Origin of the sequence: Streptomyces sp. Pv4-95, assembly GCF_045782725.1 — a bacterium.
Lineage (GTDB): Bacteria > Actinomycetota > Actinomycetes > Streptomycetales > Streptomycetaceae > Streptomyces.
Genome location: NZ_CP127172.1, coordinates 5,054,780 through 5,074,452 on the forward strand (window position 1 = coordinate 5,054,780; position 19,673 = coordinate 5,074,452).

At 72.8% G+C, this 19,673-nt stretch carries 13 protein-coding genes; 6 read left to right on the forward strand and 7 right to left on the reverse strand.

Translation table 11 applies throughout. The features are described 5' to 3' along the window. Positions 1–135: 135 nt before the first annotated feature. The 4 genes from QOM21_RS22200 to QOM21_RS22215 form a co-directional block, all read right to left on the reverse strand. Positions 136–1,812, reverse strand: coding sequence for an LCP family protein (locus QOM21_RS22200; RefSeq protein ID WP_407552567.1), 1,677 nt, complete (start codon positions 1,810–1,812; stop codon positions 136–138). Positions 1,813–1,881: 69 nt separating this feature from the next. After that, entirely contained in the window at positions 1,882–3,654 is a 1,773-nt protein-coding gene (locus QOM21_RS22205; protein ID WP_407552568.1) for an LCP family protein, read from the reverse strand. A gap of 227 nt (positions 3,655–3,881) precedes the next feature. Then, entirely contained in the window at positions 3,882–5,318 is a 1,437-nt protein-coding gene (locus QOM21_RS22210; RefSeq protein ID WP_407552570.1) for an LCP family protein, read from the reverse strand. 172 nt (positions 5,319–5,490) lie between these two features. Beyond that, complete coding sequence (locus tag QOM21_RS22215) at positions 5,491–6,255, reverse strand: TIGR03089 family protein (protein ID WP_407552572.1); 765 nt, start codon at positions 6,253–6,255, stop codon at positions 5,491–5,493. Positions 6,256–6,381: 126 nt separating this feature from the next. On the opposite strand from QOM21_RS22215, the gene QOM21_RS22220 reads away from it, so the two are divergent. The 3 genes from QOM21_RS22220 to QOM21_RS22230 all read left to right on the forward strand — a co-directional run bounded on the left by QOM21_RS22220 (position 6,382) and on the right by QOM21_RS22230 (position 9,972). Then, on the forward strand, positions 6,382–7,728 hold the full coding sequence (locus QOM21_RS22220) for a peptidoglycan recognition protein (RefSeq protein ID WP_407552574.1): 1,347 nt from the start codon (positions 6,382–6,384) through the stop codon (positions 7,726–7,728). A 168-nt stretch (positions 7,729–7,896) separates the two neighbouring features. Continuing rightward, positions 7,897–8,979 carry a sugar phosphate nucleotidyltransferase gene (locus QOM21_RS22225; protein ID WP_407552576.1) on the forward strand — a complete coding sequence of 361 codons (1,083 nt, stop codon included), beginning with the start codon at positions 7,897–7,899 and terminating at the stop codon, positions 8,977–8,979. A gap of 87 nt (positions 8,980–9,066) precedes the next feature. After that, positions 9,067–9,972: a DNA-3-methyladenine glycosylase family protein gene (locus QOM21_RS22230; protein ID WP_407552578.1), complete on the forward strand. Its 906-nt coding sequence runs from the start codon at positions 9,067–9,069 to the stop codon at positions 9,970–9,972. 55 nt (positions 9,973–10,027) lie between these two features. On the opposite strand, the gene QOM21_RS22235 is transcribed toward QOM21_RS22230, so the two are convergent. Genes QOM21_RS22235 through QOM21_RS22245 form a run of 3 tightly spaced genes read right to left on the reverse strand, consistent with a single transcriptional unit; the run spans position 10,028 to position 12,860 of the window. After that, positions 10,028–11,353, reverse strand: a complete 1,326-nt coding sequence (locus QOM21_RS22235; RefSeq protein WP_407552580.1) for a coenzyme F420-0:L-glutamate ligase — start codon at positions 11,351–11,353, stop codon at positions 10,028–10,030. Next, complete coding sequence (gene cofD / locus QOM21_RS22240) at positions 11,350–12,306, reverse strand: 2-phospho-L-lactate transferase (protein ID WP_407552582.1); 957 nt, start codon at positions 12,304–12,306, stop codon at positions 11,350–11,352. The genes QOM21_RS22235 and cofD overlap by 4 nt, the downstream gene beginning before the upstream one ends. A 26-nt stretch (positions 12,307–12,332) precedes the next feature. Then, positions 12,333–12,860 (reverse strand): cysteine dioxygenase, encoded by a 528-nt coding sequence (locus tag QOM21_RS22245; RefSeq protein WP_407552584.1) that lies wholly within the window; start codon positions 12,858–12,860, stop codon positions 12,333–12,335. Between the two features lie 765 nt (positions 12,861–13,625). Here QOM21_RS22245 and QOM21_RS22250 point away from each other — a divergent pair. The 3 genes from QOM21_RS22250 to QOM21_RS22260 all read left to right on the forward strand — a co-directional run bounded on the left by QOM21_RS22250 (position 13,626) and on the right by QOM21_RS22260 (position 19,617). Beyond that, positions 13,626–13,889: a WhiB family transcriptional regulator gene (locus QOM21_RS22250; protein ID WP_003983763.1), complete on the forward strand. Its 264-nt coding sequence runs from the start codon at positions 13,626–13,628 to the stop codon at positions 13,887–13,889. Positions 13,890–14,209: 320 nt separating this feature from the next. Beyond that, entirely contained in the window at positions 14,210–18,016 is a 3,807-nt protein-coding gene (locus QOM21_RS22255) for a glycosyltransferase (protein WP_407552586.1), read from the forward strand. Further along, complete coding sequence (locus QOM21_RS22260) at positions 18,013–19,617, forward strand: DUF5719 family protein (protein ID WP_407552588.1); 1,605 nt, start codon at positions 18,013–18,015, stop codon at positions 19,615–19,617. The genes QOM21_RS22255 and QOM21_RS22260 overlap by 4 nt, the downstream gene beginning before the upstream one ends. Positions 19,618–19,673: the final 56 nt, after the last annotated feature.

The window sequence follows — 19,673 nt, forward strand, 5'->3', positions numbered from 1 at the left end:
ATGTGCCGGCAACAGCTCGAGGCCCTGGGGCTTCCTTGGAAGCACGTGAAGCCCGCTTGCCTGAAGGGTGCCGCCTGACTGCGGTCGCAGGCCGGCACCCTTCAGCCGTGGGTATGGTGCTCCAGGCCCCTACGCCTAGAACGTGTACTGCGGATTCACCTTCATGCAGGCCTTCTTGTCCTCGCCGTTGAGTGCGTCCGCGCTCTCCGGGGCCTTGTTCGCGGGCTTGTCGTCGCCCTGCTGCTTCGGGTACTGCGTACCGCTGCGCCAGTCGTTGCCGACCACGAGGCGCAGCTCGGAGACCGAACGGGACTCCTTGGCCGCGCCCTCGGGCAGGCCCAGGGCCTTGGCCAGTGCCAGGGCGTCGCCCCGAGCGGCCTTGTTCGGGTAGCTGATGGTGGTGTCGGCCTGGGTGCTCAGCGCCGAGTCGGTGTCCGCCGCGGTGTAGCCGAGGCCGGCCAACTGCTGCTGGATGACGCTCGCCCGGCCCGACACCGGGCCCGAGACGCTGCTGTTGGTGCCGTTCTGCACGACGACCTTCAGCTCGCTCTTGGGAGTCGACGCCTTGGGGGCGGGCGAGGGCTTCTTCTTCGCGTCCTTGCCGTCCAGCGCGGTGTCGTTGCGCAGCAGGGCGAAGGTCTGCTCCGCCTCGCCCGGCTTGGGCATGACGTAGCTCTCGCCGGGGCCGTACTGCCAGGGCATGGTGACCATCGTGATGCGCTTGGTCGGCACCCGCTGGAGGTCGCCGCCCAGGTCGTAGAGCTTCTTGACGCTGCCGAGGCCGTCGTCGACGGTCAGTGCGGCGGTGGCCGCCTCGGCCAGATCGCGCAGCTGGCCGGGGTTGGTGAGCTTGGTGCCGGCCTTCAGCTGCCGGACCATGGAGTTCATGTACATGTGCTGGGCCTTGGCCCGGCCGATGTCGGTGTTGTCCTCGAAGCCGTAGCGGGTACGCAGCCACTGCAGGGCCTGGACGCCCTTGACGGAGTGGGTGCCCGCGGTCAGCCGCAGCCCGCTGCCGTGCCCCTTGCTGTCGTGCGAGTAGATGTTCTTGTCGACGCACACCGGGACTCCGCCGATGGCGTCGGCCATCTCCACCACACCGGAGAAGTCGACCATCATGAAGTGGTCGATGTAGATGCCGGTCAGCTCCTGCCAGGTGGCGAGCGTGCAGCCCGGACCGCCGTGCTGGAGCGACTGGTTGATCGCGGCCGTGGTCTGCGGATACACCTTCCCGCCGTGCGGGTCGGTGCACTTGGGTATCGGCACCCGGGTGTCCCGCGGGATGGAGATCACCGACATGTTGCTGCGGTCGGCGGAGACGTGCAGCAGCATCTGGACGTCGGCCAGCGGCTTGCGGTCCGCGTCCTGGCGGGCGCCGCCGAGCTTGATGTTCTCCTTGTTGTCCCGGCCGTCCGACCCGAGCAGCAGGATGTTGAGCGGGCTCTGTCCGAACGCGTTGGGATCGGGCTTCTTCAGCCCGCCGGCCGACAAGTCCCTGCGGTCCTTGCGGAGTTTGGAGTTGAGGTGCTCGTAGTAGAGGTAACCCGCACCCGCTCCGGCCACCAGCAGCAGGGCCAGGCTGATGGCGGTCCAGCGCAGCACCTTGCGGCCCTTGCGCCGGCGCGGCCGCCCGCCCTTGCGATGGCCGCCGCCCCCCTCGTCGTCGGGCGGCACGCTGCTGCTGCCCGGGGGCGGCGTCCAGCCGGGCGCGTCCGGCGGCAGCCCGCTCTCGTACGGGCCGTCGCCCGCCGGATCCTGCGCGTCCGGCCGCCGCCGGCGTGTTCTGTCACCACGCACACTGCTCTGCCGCATTCGGCCCTCTCCCCGTTGTCAGTTGGGCGGTGCACTCGGCGCCTCGGCGGCAGCCGGATCACGCTCTGTTCACTTGGCGCAGATGTTCTTGTCATCCGCGTTGACGTTCTGCACCCCGTCAGGGGTTTCGGTCGGTGCCTCGACCGGCGTGCCCGGAGCCGTGAAGTCCTTGCCGAGCACCAGCTTCATCGGGACCCGTGAACCGGCGTCCTGCGACGACTTCTTGAGCGCGCTCTTGGGCAGTCCCAGCCAGTCGGCCAGGGTGGCGGCCTGGTCGGCCTGGTTCGGGGCGTATTCGAGGCGGGTCGCGTCCAGCTTCTCCGGGGCGTTGCCGGCGTTGGTGGAGAGCTTGGCGGCCTTGGTGTTCTGCAGCCAGTCCACGGTCTCCTGCGCGGCGCCGAGCGGCCCGCCGCCGTTGGTGACGTCGACGCGTACACGCTCCGCCGGGGCCTTCTTGGCCGGCCCGGCGGCCTTCTTGCCGCCCTTGCTCTTGCCCTTGGACAGGGTGTGGTCCGCGCGCACCATCTGGAACAGCGGATTCGCCTTGCCCTCGTCCAGTACGACGGTGGCGGGGTCGTCGGGGTTGTCCAGGACCGGCACCGTGGCAAAGGTGATCTTGTCGATGTCGACCTTCTTGAGGTCGGTACCGAGATCCAGCAGCTTCTTCGCGCTGCCGATACCGGTGTCGACGGTGAGCGCCTTGGTCGCCGCCTGGCTGATGTCCAGCAGCTTGCCCGGGCTGCTGAAGGCGCTGGACTTCATCTTGCGGATCATGGAGCTGAGGAACTGCTGCTGGAGCTCGATCCGGCTGAGGTCGCTGCCCGTCCCGATGGTGTGCCGGGTGCGCACGAACGCCAGCGCCTGCTCGCCCTTGACGATGTGCTTGCCGGCCTTCAACTTCAGGTGCGACTTGGGGTCGTTGATGTCCTTGGCCGCGCACACCTCGACGCCGTCGACCGCCTCGGACAGCTCCTTGACCGCGTTGAAGTCGGCCATCATGAAGTGATTGATCTTCAGCCCGGTCATCTTCTCGACGGTGCGCCACGTGCAGCCCGGGTCACGGCCCGCCTGGCCGAGGCTCGTATTGAAGCGCACCCCCTGCTCACCGGGGATCGTCTTCTTCGAGCCGTCCGGCTGACTCGTCGGGCAGTTCGGGATGTCGGTGATCATGTCGCGCGGGATGCTCAGGGCGGTCGCGTTCGTACGGTCCTTGGAGACGTGCATCAGGATCGTGGTGTCCGCGTGCCCGACGCTGCCGGCGTCGCCGTAGCCCTGGTTGCCCTTACCCGAGCGGGCATCGGTGCCGATGATGAGGATGTTGACCGGCCCGTCGGACACCGCGTCGTTCTCGACGCCGACATCGACCTTCGAGATGTTGCCGTCCAGCTGCTGGTAGATGAAGTACGCGCCGCCGCAGCCGGCGACGAGGACGAACCCCACCACACCGGCCGTCCAGTACAGCGCCTTCTTCTTCACCGACTTCTTCGGCTTGGCCTTCCGCCGGCCCGCACGGCCCGCCTCGGCCGCCGCCGCGGCGGTCCGGCCTCGGCCGCCGCGCCGCTCCGCCCGGCCACCGGACGGGCGCTCGTCGGCCTCCTCCGCGGCGCGGCCGCCCCGGCGACCGCGCTGGGTCGGCAGGGGACGGGTGTCGGTGTCTCCGCCCTCGGCGCCCGCGTTGCGCGCGGCGCGTCTGGATCCGGGCGTCTTTCGGACGGAGGGCCGCTCCGCGGCTTGACCGGCAGGGTCAAGCCGCAGCTCGTAGTTGCCGGTGTTCGGATCGAACACCCACTGATCTGCGGGATCGACATTGTCGCCCGCCCGCCCACGGCCTTGCGCGTCCACGGTGCCTTGAGTCCTCCGTCGGTGCCACGCGGCGCCATCCCCTCAAGGCGCTCGGTCGGTCGATTGTGCATTACGTGCCTGGCCGGTTCCGCTGGTCGAGCGGACCGGATCGCTCACACTATCGGCCCAGTTCAGCGCCTAGCGACGCCCGTGACAAATTCCACTTCCCTACAACTGGGCATTCCGCCCAATCCATTCGAGTCGTTGAGCGTACCTTTGCGTCGTTTTTATTCGCAGATCCCGCGCTCCGCGGTGGTTCCGGGAAAGGTCGGGTCCGAACCGCCGGACGGCGAGGGCGATCCGTCCGGTTTGCCGTCCGGGGAGGTGGTGTTCGAAGGGTCCGGTGAGGATGTCGCGCCGTGCGGCGACGGGGCGTTCCCCGTACGGGCCGCGTCCGCGTCCCGGACGGGCTCCACCTCCACCGGCAGGTCCTTGCGCAGCTGGCCGAAGAGCCGTTTGGCGTCCGGCTGCACCAGCTCGTCGCGATTGGCGTCGAAGCGGTACTCCTGACGTGGCACGGTCAGGAACTGGACCCGCTCGGTGGGAATGCTGCGCATGCTGCGGACCAATTCGTACAGGCCGGTGAGCGAGGCCAGATCTTCGTCGGTGGTCAGCGAACTCGTCGCGGCATCCAACACCGGATAGAGACGGGTCGGATTGAGCAGCACACCATTACTCTGCACTTTCTTCACGAGAGCGCCAAGAAACTGCTGCTGCCGTTCCATACGCTGGGTGTCGCTCCCGTTCCCCATGCTCTTGCGTGCCCGGACGTACCCGAGCGCCGCCTCGCCGCGCAGTGTCTGGCGTCCGGCGGGCAGCACCAGGTGCGCCGCGGGATCGTTGACGGGCCGCGGCAGGCAGACGTCGACGCCGTGCACCGCGTCCACCATCTTCTTGAAGCCCACGAAGTCGATGATCATGTGGTGGGTGATGCGGATTCCGGTCATCTTCTCGACCGTGCGGATCGTGCAGGCGGCACCGGCGAACTGGAAGGCCCAGTTGAACTGCACCGTCTGGGAGTCGACCTGCTTGCCGTCGGAGCGCTTGCAGCGCGGTACCTGCACCATCAGGTCGCGCGGGATGCTGACCGCCGTGGCGCTCTGCCGGTCCCCCGCCAGGTGCAGCAGGATCGTGGTGTCCGAGCGCTGGGTGCCGCTGTCCTCGCCGTACTTCCCGTTGCCGTCGCCGCGGTTGTCGGAGCCGATCAGCAGGATGTTCTCGACATCCGGCGGACCCGCCTCCGGGCGCTCGGCTTCGTACTTCTCCAGCTCGTTGCGGGTCGCGCTGTCGGTCCGGATATTGCCGTTCAGCTTGGTGTAGAGCGCCCATCCGGTGCCGGCCGCGACCAGTACCAGGGCGGCCACGCCGACCGCCGCCCAGCGCATCAGGCGCTTGCGGCGGCGCTGGGTGCGCGGCGGGCCGGGCCCGTCGGAGGACGGCCGCCGTCCGAGGGGCCAGATGGGCAGGCCCCGGTTCGTGGGGCGCTCCGCCCAGCGGGCGGTGCTCTTCCCGGCCGGCCGGTCGGTCCCGGACTCCCCGCCCGGCGCGTGCGGAGCCGCCCCGGCACCCGTCTCCGGCCGCTGCCCCGCCGCAGGCTGCTGCGTCGGTGAGGCGCCCTCCTCGGGGCCCTCGCGGTCGGAAGGGGTATCCGGGCTCTCGGTCACGTGTGCGTCCATCCCTCACGGAGTCGGCGGCGCGCCCGCACGCGGGGCCCGGTCGAGTCAGAAGACGGACGAACCCCGTGCATGGTTGTACGTACGCAAGATCATGGACCGAAATGGGCGAACCAGCCCATTTCTACGGGTTTCCGGTCCGCCGGACGGGGGAGCAGGTGCCTCAGGAGCGTGGTGTCGTCACCGTGAAGGTGGTCTTCTCGCTGCTCTCGCGGGCGGCGGTGCCCTCCGCGCCCAGCTGTTCGAGATGCCGGCACAGCACCACGGAACCGCCGGTCGCCAGCGGCGCGTACAGCCCGTGGGACAGGCCCTGCCAGCTGTCGTACGCCAGGCCCGACAGCACGCGGGGCGCCTGCGGCATCCCGGCGGCCGCCGCGTCGGCCACCGCGCGTGCGGTGATCGCCGCGCCGGTCAGCTCCGCGCCGTCGACGACCAGCGCGGCGGCGCCCGGATCGACCGGCATGAACGGGACGAACCGATCGCCCTGGGAGGGCACCTCCACGGCGTAGTCCGCGAAGCCCTCGGGCGTCTGCGGGAAACGGCCGCCCATCGGGCGCAGCGCCAGCGCCACCCGCTCCCCGGAACAGCCGCGGGCCGCGTCCAGATGGTCGGGTCCGCTGACGACAAGGTCGGCCGCGGACGGGTTGCCGCCCACCTCCGCGACCACGCCCACCGACGAGCAGGCCAGCAGCCAGACGGCGGTCTGCCAGTGCGCGGGCAGCAGCAGCGCGAGCCGGTCGCCGGGCTCGGCGGCGAGGTCGCCCTGGAGGTAGTTGGCGGTCTTCGCCACCCAATTGGCGAAGGTGGCGACGGACAGTTCCACGCGCTCACCGGTGGCGTCGTCGTAGAAGGTCACGAGCGGGCGGGCCGGGTCCGCGGCGAGCGCGGAACGCAGCAGGTCGGCGGGGGTGCGATCGGTGGCGTTCATCGTGGCCAGATTACGCGCGGCGCCGATTGACGCCCCGTCGGGCACTGCGGGGCACGCCACCGGTTCGGCCGATGCCCCGTCAGATCACCGATGGCGCGTTCCGCCCGGCGGTCCCACGATTTGGCCATGCGTGCCTACTTCGTGACTTCGCTCGGCGCCGCGTGCGCGGTCGCCCTCGCCCTGCCCCTCGCGCTGCCCGCGGGAGCGGCCGCCCCCCGCTCCGCCCCGTCCTCGCCGCCCGAGCGGGCGGTGCCCGGCACCACCCGGTCCCTGCCGGTGGAGCGCCTGGGCTCGGCGGCAGGGAGCACCTCCGACCGCGCCGCCGCCGCGGCCGGGCTCCGGGGGCTGTCCGCACGCAAGGTGCAGCCCTTCTCCCTGCTGGGTGTCGTCTGGGACGACGGCCGCGCAGAACTCAGGGGCCAGGTGCAGGTCCGCACCCGCACCACCGGCACCGACATCTGGTCCGGCTGGCAGGAGGTCCAGGCCCACAACGACGACGCCCCCGACCTGGACGCCGCCGAGCGCCGCGGCAGCCGCGCCCGGGGCAGCACCGCCCCCCTGTGGGTCGGCGACTCCGACGCCGTCCAGCTGCGCATCACCCCCGAGACCGTCGACCGGGCACCGGCCACCCTTCCGGGCGGGCTGCGGCTGGAACTCGTCGACCCGGGCGACGAGCCGGAGACCGCGCGCGGTGTGCAGGCCGGCCCGCCCGCCCCGCTCGCCCCCGCCACCCCGGAGGACGCCGCGAGCTCCGCGGTCAATGCCCAGCTCGCACCGCTCGGCGCCACCGAGATCCCGGCCCTGGGCAAGGACGCCTCGCAGAACGACGTGAACGCCGCGGACGGCAGGCCGGCCGGCGCCCACCCGTTCATCGGGCCCCGCCCGCGGATGGTCACCCGGGCCGGCTGGGGCGCCGACGAGAGCCTCCGCGAGAAGGCGTTCGCCTACACCTCGACCGTGCGCGCCGCCTTCGTCCACCACAGCGCGTCCGGCAACAACTACACCTGCGCCCAGGCGCCTTCGGTGCTGCGTGCCATCTACCGCTACCACGTCAAGACCAGCGGCTGGCGGGACATGGGCTACAACTTCCTCGTCGACAAGTGCGGCACCATCTACGAGGGCCGCGCCGGCGGCGTCGCCAAGCCGGTCATGGGCGCCCACACCCTCGGCTTCAACCACGACAGCATGGGCGTCGCGGTGCTCGGCACGTTCACCACCATCGAGCCGCCGCAGCCCGCCGTGGACGCGATCGCCGCACTGACGGCCTGGAAGCTGGGGCTCTACGGGGCCGACCCGCAGGACATCGCCCGGCTGAAGTCCAGCGGCGGCAACCGCTTCAAGAAGGGCGTCGAGGCCAAACTGCACGTCATTTCCGGCCACCGGGACGGCTTCAACACGCAGTGCCCCGGCGACCGCCTCTACGACAAGCTGGGGACCACCCGCATCGCCGCCGCCCAGCTGCAGGGTCGCTGAGGCGGCCCCCGGCCGGTTACCGTCCGGTTGGCCCACCGGTGAACCGACCCCGCACGCGAGGCGTCCTACCGACCATGAAGCCGCCCCCCAGGGCGGCACATCACCGGAAAGCGTCTGCCTACACTGGTCGGCCGATCGCCGACCCCAGCAGGAAGCAGTGAAGACAAGGTGACTGAAGCGATCCTTCTGGTCGGCGGCAAGGGCACGAGATTGCGCCCGCTGACGGTGCACACGCCCAAGCCCATGGTGCCGGCGGCCGGTGTGCCGTTTCTCACCCACCAGCTGGCCCGCGCACGGGCCGCGGGCGTCGAGCACATCGTCCTCGCCACCTCCTACCTCGCGGAGGTCTTCGAGCCGTACTTCGGCGACGGCTCGTCCCTGGGACTGCATCTGGAGTACGTCACCGAGGAGGAGCCGCTGGGCACCGGCGGCGCCATCCGCAACGTCGCCTCGCGGCTGCACTCCGCGCCCGGCGACCCGGTGCTCATCTTCAACGGCGACATCCTCACCGGCCTGGACATCGAGGCCCTCGTCGACACCCACCGCACCACCGGCGCCGACGTCTCCCTGCATCTGACCCGGGTCGAGGACCCGCGCGCCTTCGGCCTGGTGCCCACCGACGACACCGGCAGGGTCACCGCCTTCCTGGAGAAGCCGCAGACGCCCGAGGAGATCGTCACCGACCAGATCAACGCCGGCGCGTACGTCTTCAACCGCTCCGTCATCGACAGCATCCCGGCCGACCGGCCGGTCTCCGTCGAGCGCGAGACCTTCCCCGGACTGCTGGCCGACGGCGCCCACCTCCAGGGCATGGTCGACTCCACCTACTGGCTCGACCTCGGCACGCCCCAGGCCTTCGTGCGCGGCTCGGCCGACCTCGTCCTGGGACGCGCCCCGTCCCCGGCCGTCCCCGGCCGCTGCGGCGACCGGCTGGTCCTGGAGACCGCCGACGTCGCCCCGGACGCCAAGCTGACCGGCGGCACGGTCGTCTGCGCCGGCACCACCGTCGGCGCCGCCACCCGCATCGACGGCAGCGCCGTCCTCGAAGGCGCGGTGATCGAACCGGGCGCCCACATCCAGGACTCGCTGATCGGCGCCGGCGCGCACATCGGGGCCCGTACCGTCCTGGACGGGGCGGTCATCGGCGACGGCGCGCGGATCGGCTCCGACAACGAGCTGCGCGGCGGCATCCGCGTCTGGTGCGGCGCCGAGATCCCGGCCGGCTCGGTGCGCTTCTCCTCCGACCAGTAGGTGCTGCGCGGCAGGCCGTGACGCGCGGCACCGCCGCGTACGCCCGCAGCCCCCTCGCCCGTCCGGCCGATCGCCTAACCTGGCAAGATGCCCGCCCGCACCTGGGTCCCGCCCGGCCCCTACGACCTGCACCGCACCCTGCGCGTGCTGCAGCGTGGCCCGGGCGACCCGGCCTTCGCGGTGCGTGGCGAGGAACTCTGGCGCGCCTGCCGCACCCCTCAGGGCCCCGGCACCCTGCGTGTCGCCGCCCGCCCGGCAGCGGGCACGGTCGAGGCGGAGGCGTGGGGGCCGGGTGCCGACTGGCTGCTGGAGCGGCTGCCGGTACTGCTCGGGGAGGGCGACGACCCGGAGGAGCTGACCGCCAGACACCGCATCGTGCACGAGGCGCGCCGCCGCCACCCCGGCGTCCGGCTCGCCAGGACGGGCCTGGTCCTGGAGTCGCTGATCCCCTCGATCCTGGAGCAGAAGGTCACCAGCGACGAGGCATACCGCGCGTGGCGGCTGCTGCTGCAACGGCACGGTGAGCCCGCGCCGGGTCCGTGGGAGCGGATGCGGGTGATGCCCGATCCGCGCGGCTGGGCGCTGATCCCCTCCTGGGAGTGGCACCGCGCCGGGGTCGACGCCAAGCGCTCGTCGGCGATCCTGCGTGCGGTACGCGTCGCCCGCCGGATGGAGGAGGCCGCGCGGATGGACCTCGCCGATGCCACCCGCCGCCTGACGGCCCTTCCGGGCATCGGCCCGTGGACCGCCGCCGAGACCCTGCAGCGGGCCCTCGGCGCACCGGACGCGATCACCGTCGGCGATCTGCACCTTCCGAAGATCATCGGCTATGCGCTGACCGGCCGCCGCGGCACCACCGACGAGGAGATGCTCGAACTGCTCGCGCCCTACGAGGGGCAGCGGCACCGCGCGGCGCGGCTGATCCTGCTGTCCGGCCGCACCCCGCCGCGCCGCGCCCCCCGCTTCCCGGTCGGGGACATAGCCCGGCTCTGAGTACACCTGCCTCGCCGCACCCACGACCGCCGGGCGCGGCGCACCGCGTGCGGGGTCAGCGCACCACGACGTAATCCGCGCTGTCCCGGGCCGGCCGCTCCCGCGGCGGTGCGGCCGGGCGGCCCACGGCCACCGCGCCCATCGGATCCCAGTGCGCGGGCAGTTCCAGGACCTCCCGTACGACGTCCCGGCAGAACATCGTCGAGGACACCCACGCCGAGCCCAGCTGCTCACCGGCCAGCGCGACCAGGAAGTTCTGGATCCCGGCGCCGTTGGCGACGACGAACATCTCGCGCTCGGCGGCGTTGCGCCGCGCGTCCGGGTAGGTGTGCGAGCCGTCCGTCACCATGCAGGGCACCACCAGGCAGGGCGCCTTGCGCAGGACATCGCCGCGGCGCACCCGCTTGGCGATCGACTCCTCGCTGAAGCCGTCCGCCCGCAGATCCGCGATCCACGCATCCCGCATCGCGTCCAGCAGCCGCAGCCGACTGTCCGCGGACTCCAGCAGGACGAACCGCCAGGGCGCGGTGTGGTGCGGGGCCGGGGCGGTCACGGCGGCGGCCACCGCGCGGCGCACCGCGCCGCCGTCGACCGGCTCGTCCCGGAACTCCCGGATCGTCCGCCGCAGCGTCACCGCCTCCCGCACGGCCTCGGAGGTGCCGAGCCGGAACATGTCCTCCTCGGCGTCGCGCACCAGCGCGTGCGCGCCGTCCGCCGCGTCCGCCTCCTCGACCAGCCGGGGCAGCCCGCGCAGCACCGCGACCGGCAGCCCGCCGGCCTTGCCCTTCACCAGGTCGCCCGCCGCGGCCAGCTCGTCGGCGGTGGCCACCACCGTCGCGCTGAGCGGATTGCCGTACGCGTCCACGCCGCCGCGCAGATCGTCCAGCACCCGCACGCCGGCCGCCCCGATGGCGACGTCGGTGAGGCCGCTGCGCCACGGCCTGCCGAACGTGTCGCTGATGATCACGCCGACCTCGACACCGAGCACCTCCCGGAGCCCCGCCCGCAGGGCGCGGGCCGAGGCGTCCGGGTCCTCCGGCAGCAACAGCACCGTCCCGGCAGGGGTGTTGGAAGCGTCGACACCGGCCGCGGCCATCACCAGGCCCTGCCGGTTCTGCACGATCCGCAGCGCACCGCGGCGCGCCACGACGCGTACCGTCTCCTGGTCCACCGCCGCCTCGCGGTCGGCGGCCTGCAGCACCCGGCCCTCCGCCTTGCTGACGATCTTCGAGGTCACCAACAGCACGTCGCCGTCGGCGAGTCCGGGCAGCCCCTCGCCGGTCGCCGCCGCGGCGATCACCTTGACGAGGTCGTCGCCGGGCCGCACCTCGGCGATGCCGGGCAGCGCCCAGACCCGGTACGCGGGCACCTCGGCGGTCATGCGCGGACCTCCTCGGCCAGCGCCAGCGCCTCGCGCACCATCGAGGCCGTGGCCTGGTCGTCCGTCATCATCAGCGGGACGGCCCGGCAGCGGATACCGGCCGCCTCGACGTCGTCCACGGCGGCCGCGTCGACGGAGTCGACCAGCCAGCCGTCCAGCAGGCCCGAGCCGTAGTGCTGTGCCACGGCCGCGGCGGTCGCCTCGACGCCGACTGCGGCCAGCACCTTGTCGGCCATGCCGCGCACCGGGGCGTCCCCGACGATCGGCGAGAGGCCGACCACCGGCACGCCCGCGTCCGCGATCGCCTCGCGGATGCCTGGCACGGCCAGGATCGTGCCGATGCTCACCACGGGGTTGGACGGCGGGAAGAGCACCACGTCGGCCCCGGCGATGGCGTCCAGCACACCGGGGGCGGGCTTGGCCTGGTCGGCGCCGACCGGCACCACGGCGTGCGCGGGCACCGAGGCGCGCATCCGCACCCAGTACTCCTGGAAGTGGACCGCCTTGCGCTCGCCGTCCTCCTCGACCGCGACATGCGTCTCGACCCGGTCGTCGGACATCGGCAGCAGGCGCACACCGGGCTTCCAGCGGGCGCACAGCGCCTCGGTGACGGCGCTGAGCGGATAGCCGGCCCCCAGCATCTGGGTCCGCACGATATGGGTGGCGAAGTCCCGGTCCCCGAGCCCGAACCACTCGGGGCCCACGCCGTAGGCGGCCAACTCCTCCTTCAACCGGAAGGTTTCGTCGGTGCGGCCCCAGCCCTGCTCCTCGTTGATGCCGCCGCCGAGCGTGTACATCACGGTGTCGAGGTCGGGACACACCTTCAGCCCGAACAGATGGATGTCGTCACCGGTGTTGCCGATCACGGTGATGTCCGCGTCCGGAGCCGCTGCCTTCAGTCCCCGCAGAAAGCGGGCGCCGCCGATACCGCCGGCCAGAACCACAATGCGCATGACGACAGTGTGTCAGTCGGCGACCGTCACGGAGCGGCGGTCTCCCGGGCAGGCGAAGCGCACCGGGCGCTCGCGCCGTGCCCGGCGGCGGCGTCCGAGGCGGGGAGCATCGGCATCTCGGTCAGGCCGGGGAAGTAGATGTGCAGGCTGACGGCGGGGGCCAGGGAGTCGTTGACGACCTCGTGGACGTAGCCCGGGGCGAAGACCCGCTGGGCGCCGGCCCGCAGCGTGTGGTGCCCGGCGCCGGCCCGCTCGGTCAACTCGCCCTCCAGGACGGTCAGCACACCGGAGGACGGCCCGTGGTCGTGCCGGCCGCTGCCCTGCCCCGGCACCCAGCTCAGCAGCCAGACCTCGTAGCCCGGCCCGACGCGCAGCCGGTGATACCAGCGGGTGGTGGTGTCGTAGCGGACGAGTGGGGCCCAGGAGGCGCGGTCGGCGGCGATGGAGCGGGCCAGCCCCGCGAAGCCGGCGACGGTGGCCGGGTGGGCCGGAACGGGCGGCAGCAGGTGGGGGATGGCGAGCGGGTCGCCGGCGATCTGGACGTCGCTGTTCATGTGCTTCGGGTTCCTCGGCGGAAGTGCTGGGGGCGGTCGCGCTGGGCCACCTCCCAGCGGTAGCTGGGGGAGGGGTGCGGCACGGCGCGGGGCTTCCCTGTGGGGGGCGTGGCGCGATGGCGCGGAGCAGGGGCGCTGCTGGGGTGGTGCGAGCGAGAAAGCTGGAGCTCAGTGGCTTCGACAGCTGGAACAGCGACAGCGAGCCTGCGCAGCGCAGAGCGACCCGTAGGCACGGGTCAGGCGGGGCGCGGGGGTCACTGGCATGCGGTCAAGGAGACCGGGTTCACGTCGCGATGTCAACTGGATGTCGGGTTTGCCGCACATCTTTCACCTCATCCGGTTACGCCGCCCGGCGAAAGGTTTGTGCAGTTGCCGGTCAGGAGAAGTCGCCCATCAACCGCGCCTTCAAACGCCGTTGCCGTAGTGATCTCGTGATGTGTTTGTGATCCTTCCCGCTTCGGTGTGCGCGATGCAACGGGAGTACCGCCCCCGAGCGTCTCGCTTAGGAGAACGCGGCCCGGGCACCCGGTCGCGGAGGCGTCCTCGGATGCGTCTGCAGTGTGTCCTGGTTTTTGGTGATTTGAACACTTTCCGCATACGCTTGGTTCCGCAGAGTGAATAAGGGGCCCAATAGCAGATCTCGGCTTGACTGGCCCGGATCAGCACACTTGTAATTTCACTCGTGTCGTTCAGCCGTTATCGATCACGGCGAGATCACGGGGACGTCAAGCCAACGGGGACGCAAAAGACCGACGAGGGGCGCACATGACCGAGCTGTTCCAGGAATTGCTGGTCGAGGAGGCGGACGAGGAGCTCGGCTGGCAGGAGCGCGCGTTGTGCGCCCAGACCGACCCCGAGTCCTTCTTTCCGGAGAAGGGTGGCTCCACCCGCGAGGCCAAGAAGGTCTGCCTTGCCTGCGAGGTCCGTTCCGAGTGTCTGGAATACGCCCTCGCCAACGACGAGCGCTTCGGAATCTGGGGCGGCCTGTCCGAACGTGAGCGGCGGCGACTGAAGAAGGCCGCTGTCTGAACGTGACACGGCAGCCCGGAAAACGCACGGCGCGCGGCCCCGCCGCCGCACCACCCCAACTCCCCATATCCCCCTATAGCGAACACTCCGCCTCCAGCGTCCCGAGCGCCGGAGGCGGACTGCTGTGACGGAGCCGGTCGGCCCGCCGGTGCGAACCATTAGTGTGGGGCCCCGTCCGAGACGCGCCGACGCCCCCCGCCGGGCGCGCGCGTACCCAGGCGAGTAAGTCCGATGTCCGTCGCAGTGTCTTCCGGGGGCGGTGGCCGCGAGCGACTTCGCCGCGGGTCCCGAACTCCCGGGTCCGGAGGGCCCGTACCTCGATGTCCGTGCACAGCCAGTCGGCGGCCCAGCCCGCCTCATATGCAGCCGCCACGCCAGAGTTCCCGCGGCACGTCGTCACCGCCGTGATCGTCTCCCATGACGGTGCCCGCTGGCTGCCCGACGCGCTCGCCGGCCTGCTCGGCCAGGAACGCCCGGTGCAGAACGTCATCGGTGCCGACACCGGCAGCGCCGACGAGTCCGCCCGGCTGCTCGCCGAGGCCATCGGCGACGAGCGGGTGCTGCATCTCGCCCGCCGCTCCGGATTCGGCACCGCCGTCGACGAAGCCGTCCGCACCGCCGGTGTGCTCACCCCCGACGACCTGCCCTACCTGCGGCGGCCCAGCGGCTGGGACCCGGTCAGCCGCACCTGGCGCGACGACGCCTACGACATGCCCGAACTGCCGCACGGCGAGCCGGTCCAGTGGCTGTGGCTGCTGCACGACGACTGCGCCCCCGCGCCGGACGCCCTCGCCGAGCTGCTGAGGGTCGCCGACTCCAGCCCCTCGACGGTCATCGTCGGCGCGAAGCTGCGCAGCTGGTACGACCGCCGCCAGTTGCTGGAAGCGGGCGTCACCATCGCCCGCAGCGGACGCCGTTGGACCGGCCTGGACCGCCGCGAGCAGGACCAGGGACAGCACGACCAGGTGCGTCCGGTGCTGTCCGTCTCCACCGCCGGCATGCTCATCCGCCGCGACGTCTACGAGGAGTTGGGCGGCTTCGACCGCAGGCTGCCCCTGATGCGCGACGACGTCGACCTGTGCTGGCGCGCCCACGCCGCCGGCCACCAGGTGCTCATCGCGCCGGACGCGATCCTGCGGCACGCCGAGGCATCCGCCCGCGAACGCCGCCCCATCGACTGCGTCGGCCGCTCCGTCGCCAACCCGCACCGCGTCGACAAGGCCGGCGCCGTCTACACCCTCCTCGCCAACACCCGCGGCGCGCTCCTCCCGTACGTCCTGCTGCGGCTGCTGCTCGGCACCATCCTGCGTGTCGTCGCCTACCTCGTCGGCAAGGTCCCCGGCCAGGCGCTCGACGAGCTGGCCGGGCTCTTCTCCGTCCTGCTGCGACCCGGCAAGGTCCTCGCCGCCCGGCGCAGACGAGGCCGGCCCGCCGTGGAGGCGGCCGACCTGCGGCCGCTCTTCCCGCCGCCCGGCGCGACCGTGCGCGCCACCGTCGAGCAGGTCGCCGGCAACCTCGGCGGACGCGCCGCGCCCGATGTGGCGTCGGCCGGCCGGCACGGCGCGGTGGAGTCGGGACCGGGCGGTGACGACGCCGACTTCCTGGAGGTCGAACAGTTCGCCCGCCTCAAGCGGGTCGCCCGCAGGCCCGGCCCGGTGCTCTTCCTGCTCCTGCTGCTGGTGTCGGTGATCGCCTGCCGCGGACTGCTCGGCTCCGGCGCGCTGACCGGCGGCGCCCTGCTCCCCGCCCCCGCGCAGGTGTCCGACCTGTGGGCGGCGTACTTCGACAGCTGGCACGCGGTCGGCGTCGGCGACACCGCCTCCGCGCCGCCCTACCTGGCCGTCCTCGCGGTGGTGGCGACCTTCTTCTTCGGCAGCACCGGCTTCGCCCTCACCCTGCTGCTGGTCTGCTCCGTCCCGCTGGCCGGACTCACCGCCTACTTCGCCTCCCGCCCGCTGGTCGCCTCCCGGCTGCTGCGGGCCTGGGGCAGCATCGCGTACGCCTTCCTGCCCGCCGCCGCGGGCGCGCTGGCCGGCGGCCGGCTGGGCACCGCGGTGCTCGCCATCCTGCTGCCGCTGATGGCGCGTGCCGCCGTCGCCGCGAGCGGGCTGCGCCTGGCGTCCGGCACCCGCCCGAGCTGGCGCGCCACCTGGGCGTACGCCCTGCTGGTCACCTTCACCATGGCCTTCACGCCGGTCGTCTGGCCGATCGCGGTGGTGCTCGGGATCGGCCTGCTGGTGCTGCGCTACCGCGACGGCCGCCGTGAACTGATGCTCGGCTACGCCCTGCGCTTCCTGGCCGTGGCCCTCGCGCCGCTCCTCGTCCTCGCCCCCTGGTCGCTGTCGCTGCTCATGCAGCCCTCGCGCTTCTTCCAGGAGGCCGGGCTCGACTACGGTGCCGGTTCCGCCTCCGTCCTGGACCTGATCGCGCTCAGCCCGGGCGGGCCCAAGGCGGCCGGCAGCGTGCTGCTGATCGGCGTCGTGCTGGCCGCCCTCGCGGCGACCCTGCGCGACGCGCGCCCCACGGCGATCCGTACGGCCTGGGCGGTCGCGGTGACCGCGCTGCTGTTCGCCGCGCTGGGCAACGGATCCGGCTGGACCGGCCCCGCCATGCTGATCTACGGCCTGGCGCTGCTGTGCGCGGCCGCGGTCGGCGCCGAGGGCATCCGCACCCGCATGGCCACCCTCGGGTTCGGCTGGAAGCAGCCCGTCGCCGTGCTGATCGCCCTGGCCTCGGTCCTCGCCCCGCTCTACGCCGCGGTCAGCTGGATGATCACCGGCGCGGCCGGCCCCCTGGAGCGGCGTGACCCGGTGCAGGTCCCGGCGTTCGTCGCCGAGGAGTCCGGGACCGCCGACCGGGCCCGCACCCTGGTCCTCGGCGGTAGGTCCGGGCACGTCGACTACACCCTCGTCCGCGGTTCCGGAGCCCGGCTCGGCGACGCCGACCTGGCCGCCGAGGCCGGGGAGAACGCGCGCCTCGGCGGCATCGTCGCCAACCTCGTGGCCGGTTCCGGCGCCGACCAGACCAACCAGCTCGGCGGCTACGCCGTGCGCTACATCCTGGTCCGGGACGGCGCACCGCGCGAGATGGGCCGGGTGCTGGACGCGACCCCGGGCCTGACCCGGCTCAGCCAGGAGGACGGCAGCGCCCTGTGGCGGGTGGACCGGCGGGTCTCGCGGGTCTCCGTCGTCGCGAGCGCCGCCCAGGACGGCACCCGCGCGGGCGAGGCGGCCGCGCCGATCCCGGTACCGGCAGGCCCCGTGGAGGCGCACACCGAGGTACCCGGCGGGACCGACGGCCGGGTCCTGCGGATCGCGGACGCGGCCGACGAGGGCTGGCAGGCCACCCTCGACGGCAAGCCGCTGAAGCCGGTGACGCTGGACGGCTGGGCGCAGGGCTTCGCACTGCCCGCGGCCGGCGGCCGGCTCGACCTCACCCATGAGAACCCGATCAGCCACACCGTCTGGCTGGCCGTGCAGGGGCTGCTCGCCGTCGTCCTGGTGGTGCTCGCGCTGCCGGGCCGCCGCCGCGAGATCGACGACGACCTGCCCGAGGACACCGGTGCGGCGGCCGCCGCGCAGGCCGCGGCCGGGGCCACCGGCGAAGGCCGCAGGGCCCGCAGGCTGCGCGCCGCTGCCCAGGCGGCAGGAGCTCCCGAGGCCGGCATCCCGGCTGCCCGTACGGGTGAGGAGCCGGTCGACCCGATGGCCGACCCCGCCGGTCCGATGGCCGGGGCGATTCCGGGCCAGGGCGCGCCCCAGCCGGGCGACCCCTACGCGGCGGTGCCGCAGCAGCAGTCGTACGAGGACTGGCAGGCCGTCCAGCAGGGACAGCCGGAGGCGCAGCCGCCGTATCCCGAGGCCGACCCCTACCAGGCCGGGCAGTACGGCCGGCCGCCCTACCCGGAGGCCGCCCCTTACCAGGCCGACCCGTATCCGGCGGACCCGTACCAGGCCGGCCACTACGACCCGTACGGCTACGGCCAGCAGCAGCCGCTCCACGACGGCGAGCAGCCGCCCCCGCCGTCCTACGACCCCGGCCAACAGCCCCAGCAGCCCTACGACGACGGCACGTCCTATTTCGGCTCCTACCCCGAGCCGCGCCGTGACGGGAGCGACCAGCAGTGAAGCGCACCATGATGTCCCTGATCGGCGCGACGGTCGCGCTCGCCGCCGTCACCGGTGTCGCCGCCGTGGCCGCGCCGGACGGCGAGGAGCAGGCCGCCCCCGGCAGCGCCTCCCGGAAGCCCGTACAGCGCTCCGCGCTGCTGTGCCCGACGCCGACCTCATCGGAGGTCGGCGAGACGACGTACACCGCCTTCGCCCCCTCCGGAGCCGCGGCCGGCGCGGACGCGAAGAAGGGCACCGCCCAGTTGCTGCCGGCCGGCACGGTCGCGGAGAGCGGCGACACCGGCGGGAGCAAGCCGGGCGAGAAGGGCGAGAAGGGGAAGACGGCGAAGAAGGGGGACGCCGGCAGCGAGGCGGACGCCGCGCGCCTGCGGACCGTGCCGCCGCGGGACAAGAAGCCCGTCGTGCCGCTCAAGGAGGCCGGCAAGCCGGTCACCACGAAGACCGACAGCGCCGACGCTCCCGCGCTGGTGGGCGCCGCGGACGGCACCCTCGCCCCCGGCTGGACCGTGCAGCAGACCACGTCCGTCGCGGCCGGCTCCGGCCGTGGCCTGCTCGGGCTGACCTGCGCCGCGCCGGACACGACGTTCTGGTTCCCGGGGGTGAGCACCGCCCGGGGCCGCCAGGACTACGTCCATCTGACCAACCCGGACTCCACCCAGGCGGTCGTCGACCTCGAACTGGCCGGCAAGGACGGCCCGTTGGAGACCCCGGGCGGCGAGGACATCACGGTGCCGCCGCACACCACCGTCCCGGTGCTGCTGTCGACCCTGACGGGCTCGCCGACCACCAACGCGGCGCTGCACGTCGTCGCCCGGGAGGGCCGGGTGGGCGCCTCCGTGCAGGCCGGCGACGCGAAGCTGGGCAGCGACTGGCTGCCGGCCGCCGCCGACCCCGCGCCCGAGGCCGTGCTGCCCGGCATCCCGGCCGACGCGACCTCCGTGCGGCTGATCGCCGTCTCCCCCGGGGAGGCCGACGCCGATCTGAAGGTGCAGCTGGACACCCCGACCGGTCCGATCGTCCCGGCCGGGCTGGAGACGCTGCACGTCAAGGCCGGGATGACCACGGCGGTCGACCTGAAGGACCTCACCAAGGGCGAGGCCGGTTCGCTGGTGCTGACGCCCGCCGACGGCGCGTCCAAGGCGCCGATCGCGGTCGCGGTGCGGGTCACCCGGGGCAAGGGCGCCAAGCAGGAGATGGCGTTCATCTCCTCGACCCGGCCGGTCGACAAGCGCGCGACGGCGGCCGACAACCGCGCCGAGGGCAGCACCCTCTCGCTGGTGGCACCGGAGAAGGGCAAGGACGCGAAGGTCAAGGTCACGGCCTCGGCGGGCAGCGGCGGCGGTACGCCGGTCAGCAAGACGTACACGGTCAAGGGCGGCACGACGCTCGCCGTCGAACCGCCCCGCCCGGGGGGACTGAAGGGTTCCTACGCGCTGACCGTGGAGCCGCAGCCGGGCAGCGGGCCGGTCCACGCGGCCCGCACGCTGGCGCAGCCGCAGGGCGGCATCCCGGCCTTCACCGTCCAGCCGATGCCGGACGACCGGGGCTCGGTGGTGGTCCCGACCGCCGGCCAGAAGCTGTCCCTGCTGACGGACTGAGTGCTCCACCTGATTACGGCCCGTGCGGGAACGCGCGGGCCGTAATCAGGTGCGGT

Bases quoted from the DNA above. Each gene is read 5' to 3' on its own strand.
- QOM21_RS22200 (WP_407552567.1), bottom strand. From the start codon at position 1,812: ATGCGGCAGAGCAGTGTGCGTGGTGACAGAACACGCCGGCGGCGGCCG.
- QOM21_RS22245 (WP_407552584.1), bottom strand. From the start codon at position 12,860: ATGAACAGCGACGTCCAGATCGCCGGCGACCCGCTCGCCATCCCCCAC.
- QOM21_RS22220 (WP_407552574.1), top strand. From the start codon at position 6,382: ATGCGTGCCTACTTCGTGACTTCGCTCGGCGCCGCGTGCGCGGTCGCC.
- QOM21_RS22255 (WP_407552586.1), top strand. From the start codon at position 14,210: ATGTCCGTGCACAGCCAGTCGGCGGCCCAGCCCGCCTCATATGCAGCC.
- QOM21_RS22235 (WP_407552580.1), bottom strand. From the start codon at position 11,353: ATGACCGCCGAGGTGCCCGCGTACCGGGTCTGGGCGCTGCCCGGCATC.
- QOM21_RS22230 (WP_407552578.1), top strand. From the start codon at position 9,067: ATGCCCGCCCGCACCTGGGTCCCGCCCGGCCCCTACGACCTGCACCGC.
- QOM21_RS22250 (WP_003983763.1), top strand. From the start codon at position 13,626: ATGACCGAGCTGTTCCAGGAATTGCTGGTCGAGGAGGCGGACGAGGAG.
- QOM21_RS22215 (WP_407552572.1), bottom strand. From the start codon at position 6,255: ATGAACGCCACCGATCGCACCCCCGCCGACCTGCTGCGTTCCGCGCTC.
- cofD (WP_407552582.1), bottom strand. From the start codon at position 12,306: ATGCGCATTGTGGTTCTGGCCGGCGGTATCGGCGGCGCCCGCTTTCTG.